Below are 4767 nucleotides of genomic sequence, written 5' to 3' on the forward strand. Positions count from 1 at the left end.
CGGCCCGGGGCAGCCGGCCGCGCCAGACCTCCAGCGGATCCACCTCCGCGCCCACCTTCCCCCGGGCGCCCCACAGCACGAGCGCGGGCAGGTCCGGCCGGCGGTGCAGATCCGCCTCGTCGTGGGCGAGGTCCACGGTGGCAGCCGCCTGATAGTCGCCGCAGATCGCGTGGATGACGCCGGGTCGAGCGATGGCCTGCTCGTACTCGGCCAGGGCCACCGGATGGAACGCCTCCAGCGGGGAGTAGAGGCCGGCGAGGGCCGAATGGAGGAATCGCACCGGGTCGTCGGCGATCATCGGCTCCGCGATCTCGGGCCGGGCCAGGAAGCCCCAGTGGTAGTAGGCGCGGATCATCTCCGGTGACATCTGCCGCCACACCTCGGTGGTGGGCAGGATGTCGAGCAGCGCCACGCCCCGCACCAACCCGGGCCGATCGAGCACCAGCCGATGCGCGGTCCGGGCACCCCGGTCGTGTCCGATGACGACAGCGGTGTCGTCGTCGGTCCCGTCGCGTTCCCCGTCGCCTGCCGGACCGGACCCACCTCCCCCGAGCTCGCCGATCAGTGCGGTGACGTCGGCGGCCATGGCGCGGAAGGAGAAGTCGTCGTCGAGGCACTCCGAGGCGCCGTATCCGCGCAGGTCGGGAACGGCGACGGTGTGCCGGGTGGCCAGCCCGGCGGCAATCCGGTGCCACATCGCCCCGGTCTGCGGGTACCCGTGCAGCAGCACGACCAGCGGTCCCGATCCGCCGACGCGCACCCTGATCCGGGCGCCGGGCGTCTCGATCACGCGGGAGCGGAAACCGGGGAAGAGATCGGGTCCGTCGGTCACCGGGTCTCCTTGGCCTGAAAGGGGGTCGCCAGGGCGACGCTAACAGGCACAATCGGTCCATGCACCGATCCCGGCGAGCCACATTCGTAGAGTTGACGCAGGGCAGGTCCTTCCCGCCGATGTCCGGCCGCGCGGCCCCGGACCTGGCGGCGGCCGGGTTCGGCGAGTCGGAGTGGGCGTGCAGCGGCGAGGCCGTCTCCTACGACACGGTGGCGACACCGGGCGACGGGCGCGTCGAGCTCACCGAGGCCGATTCCGCGCCGTTCGCGACCCGCGTACTGGTGCGGCAGCCGGAGCCGGGGTCGTTCAGCGGCGTGGTGCTGGTGGAGTGGCTCAACGTCAGTGGTGGACAGGACGCCGCGCCGGACTACACCTACCTCGCCGACGAGATCCTCCGGGCGGGTCACGCCTGGGTCGGGGTGTCGGCCCAGTTCATCGCGGTCGAGGGCGGGGACGCCGCGGTGGGCCTCGGCGGCCAGACCAAGGGACTCCGAGCCCAGCGGCCCGAACGCTACGGGGACCTGCACCACCCCGGCGACGCGTACGCCTACGACATCGTCACGCAGGTGGGGCGCTACGTGCGCGAGCCGGACGGGGAAGGGCCGCTCGCAGGTCTACGCGCGCGGTCGGTCATCGCGGTGGGCGAGTCGCAGTCGGCGTTCGCGCTGACCTCCTACGTCAACGGCGTCCACCCGCGGGTCGGGGTGTTCGACGCGTTCCTCCTCCACAGCCGTGGAGCCGGGTACCTGCCCTTCGACGACCGCGGCCGCGGAAGCGACATCGTCGCCGCCCTCGGTCGCGGCCCGGCGACGCTCCGCGAGGACGTGGGCGCGCCGGTGATGGTGGTGCAGGCGGAGGGTGACCTGATCGGTCGTATCGCCTCCCTGCCCGCCCGCCAGCCCGATTCGGAGTCCGTGGTGACCTGGGAGATCGCCGGCCAGGCCCACGCGGACCTCTACCAGCTGGGTGAGTTCGCACAGTTCGTCGACTGCCACGGCCCGGTCAACAGCGGCCAGCAGGTGTTCGTCCTCCGCGCCGCCCTGAGGCACCTGGTGTCCTGGGTCGCCGGCGGTGCGCGCCCGCCGGCCGCGCCGCCGGTGGAGATCGACGACGACGAGGTCGTCACCGACGAGCTGGGCAATGGCCGGGGTGGCGTGAGGACCCCCGTCGTGGAGGCCCCGGTCGAACAGCTCACCGGAGTGCCCCATCCCGAGGCCCAGCCCCTGTGCATGCTCCTCGGGCGGACCGTCGAGCTCTCCGAGCAGGCGCTGCGGGAGCGGTGGCCCGGTGGTGGGCAGTCAGGGGCAGCTCAGTCAAGGGGAGCGCAGTCGGGGCGTGAGCAGTACCTGGCGGCCTATCGCGCGGCCACGGACCGGCTCATCGCCGAGGGATTCCTCCTGCCCGAGGACCGTGAGGAGATCCTGGCCGACGCCCGCCCGGAGCGCCTCACCTGGTGAGTCGGGCGCGGGTGCCGCGGCGGGGTGCGCGGCCGAACGTGCGGTCGGGTGATCGCGTGAGCAGGATGACCGCCACGAACATCGCCTGGGCGCCCACATAGGTGGCCATCACCACGAGGTCGCGGTTCGCCCAGTCGACGAGATCGGGCCGGAACGCGCCCAGCGCGATCAGGCCGTCGGACAAGACGAACAGGGCACCGCCGAGCGCGCCGACCCAACCGTGGCTCGACGCGAGCCACGCCACGGCGAGAAGCAACATCCCGTAGACCACCACGGCCGGGGCGAGCATCCCGGCCTCCGGAACCGTCACTGCCAGCAGCGCGACCGCCACCACCACGAGCAGCAGTGTCCACGCGAACGGCGACCGGCCCCGGTCCACGCGGGTGAAGGCGACGATCCACAGCACCTGGGCCACGGCGAACCCGCCGATCATCGCCAGGAACCGCGCGTCCTCCGGCATCACCTTGGGTAGCGAGTCCCCGACCCAGCTGGCGGCCAACGCGGCCAGCGCCCAGGGCCAGGCGGGTCCGCGGTCATCGGGCGGTGACACGAGCAGCACCACCGCCAGCGCGGGCATGAGCAGCACCTGCGACCACGCTGCCACCGCGTCGGCGCCGGTCAGAAGCGCGATCAGGTGGACGAGCGTCACCACGGCGACGGGGCCCCAGCTCAGTGCGCGCATGCCCACGACGCTATCGCCGGTCACCGCCGCGCGCCGGGGGATGCGCCACCTCGTCGTCGTCGGGTGACGGCGTGCCCCGTCAACGCGACCATCACCGCGGCGCAGCACAGCACGCCCACGCCGAACGCCATGGTGATGCCCTCGTCGGTGGAGTAGGTCGACTCGGACGGGTGGGCGGCGAGCACCGCGGCGGACAGCGCGGCACCCACCGCGCCGCCGACCGTGCGCAGGACCTGGTTGAAGCTCACGGCGCTGCCGAGTTGGTCCACGGCCACACTCCGGGCGATCAGCGCGGGCATGGCGGCGTACCCGGATCCGATCCCCGCGCCGAACAGGAACATCCCGACGGCGAGCGTGAGGAAGTCGCCGTGCGCCCACCACAGCAGCAGCGACGCCACGGTCATCACCGCCGCACCGACCGGTAGGAAGACCGCCATGTCGACTCGGCGGGAGACCGCCCTGACCGCGCGATTGGCCAGGAAGCTGCCGACGGACAGCGGCGCCATCATGAAGCCCGCCCACATGAGCGGGACGGCGAGGCCGAAGCCGGTGTCGGTGGGGGCCTGGGCCACCAGGCTCGCGATCGACAGGCCGATGTACAGGGCGGTGCCCAGCCCGATCGCGGTCGCGTTGGCCAGCAGCACCTCGGGCCGGCGCACCACCCGCAGGTTGATCAGCGGGTGCCGGGTGCGCACGCTGTGCACGCCCCACGCGGTCAGGGCGGTCACGGCCACCGCGAGGGTCCCCAGGGCGCGCGGAGAGGTCCAGCCCCAGCCCTGGGCCTCGGAGATCCACAGCAGCAGGGTGGCCAGGCCGACGCCCAGCAGAACGGCTCCGGGCAGGTCGAGGGGTGTCCGCGGGGCGAGTGGGTCGGGACCGGCGGGGACGAAACGCCACACCCCGGCCGCCGCGGTGGCCACGAACAGCGCGGCGAAGGCGAACGCGGACCGGTGGCCGAACCCCGCGGCCAGCAGGCCGGTGAGCGGGTACCCCAGCCCCATTCCCACCGAGACCGTGACCGACAGGGTGGAGATGGCCGGCTGGGACTCGGAGTAGCTCAGGTGTCGGCGGGCCAGGGCGATGGTGACCGGGACGGTGCCGTAGAGCAGACCCTGCAGTGCCCGGCCGATCAGGAAGATCGTGAAGTCCGTGGCCACGGTGGCGATGACCGATCCCGTGAAGATCACCGCCAGCGACGCCAGGAGCAGCCGCCTGGTGTGGGGGCCGTCCGCCAGGCGACCCATGATCGGGGTGGCCACCGCGCCCACCAGCAGGTTCACGGTGAGCATCCACTGCGCGGCGCTGACGGTGATGCCGAACTCGCCTGCCACCGACGGGACGAGCAGCATGCCCAGCGAGCTGACGATCGCGCTGGTGAGCCCCGCGTAGACCAGGGCCTGGAGGAACCAGCGGGGTGCGGGAGCGCGGTCGGTCGAGGTCACCTCGTGCCCTCGGCGTCCAGCCTGCCGAGCAGGGGCACCGCTGCCGCCAGGGTGGCGCGTTCGGACTCGCTCAGCTCGTCGGTGACCGCGTGGATCAGCCACTCCTGCCCGGCCGAGCGTTCGGTGTCCAGGCGTGCGCGGCCGCTGTCGGTGAGGGTGATCAGGACCCGCCGGCCGTCGGCGGGGTCGGGGCTGCGGGAGACCAGGCCCATCTGTTCGAGTTCGCGGACCGCACCCGCCACGGCCTGATGGCTGATCCGCTCGTGCGCGGCGAGGTCGGTCGCGGTGAGCGAACCGTGGCGGTCGAGGCGGGCCAGGATCCCGACCTTCCCCATCGACAGCGTCCGGTGCTCG

The 4767-nt window shown here is 72.9% G+C and carries 5 protein-coding genes; 1 reads left to right on the forward strand and 4 read right to left on the reverse strand.

Annotated features, from left to right (window positions below):
- Positions 1-832: alpha/beta fold hydrolase (locus G6017_RS11385; protein ID WP_182617428.1), on the reverse strand; the 832-nt coding region annotated here is incomplete at its 3' end.
- A 119-nt stretch (positions 833-951) separates the two neighbouring features.
- Here G6017_RS11385 and G6017_RS11390 point away from each other — a divergent pair.
- The gene (locus G6017_RS11390) at positions 952-2289 is read left to right on the forward strand and encodes an alpha/beta hydrolase domain-containing protein (protein WP_095718740.1); all 1338 of its coding nucleotides are present in this window, start codon (positions 952-954) and stop codon (positions 2287-2289) included.
- On the opposite strand, the gene G6017_RS11395 is transcribed toward G6017_RS11390, so the two are convergent.
- From G6017_RS11395 to G6017_RS11405, 3 genes are all read right to left on the reverse strand, one after another.
- Complete coding sequence (locus G6017_RS11395; protein ID WP_182617429.1) at positions 2279-2971, reverse strand: lysoplasmalogenase family protein; 693 nt, start codon at positions 2969-2971, stop codon at positions 2279-2281. The genes G6017_RS11390 and G6017_RS11395 overlap by 11 nt on opposite strands.
- A gap of 20 nt (positions 2972-2991) precedes the next feature.
- Complete coding sequence (locus G6017_RS11400; protein ID WP_182617431.1) at positions 2992-4413, reverse strand: MFS transporter; 1422 nt, start codon at positions 4411-4413, stop codon at positions 2992-2994.
- Positions 4410-4767, reverse strand: a 358-nt coding sequence (locus G6017_RS11405; RefSeq protein ID WP_182617433.1) for a MarR family winged helix-turn-helix transcriptional regulator, incomplete at its 5' end; no start/stop codon positions are given. The genes G6017_RS11400 and G6017_RS11405, both read right to left, overlap by 4 nt.

Origin of the sequence: Dietzia sp. B44, from assembly GCF_014145245.1 — a bacterium.
Taxonomy (GTDB): Bacteria; Actinomycetota; Actinomycetes; order Mycobacteriales; family Mycobacteriaceae; genus Dietzia; species Dietzia natronolimnaea.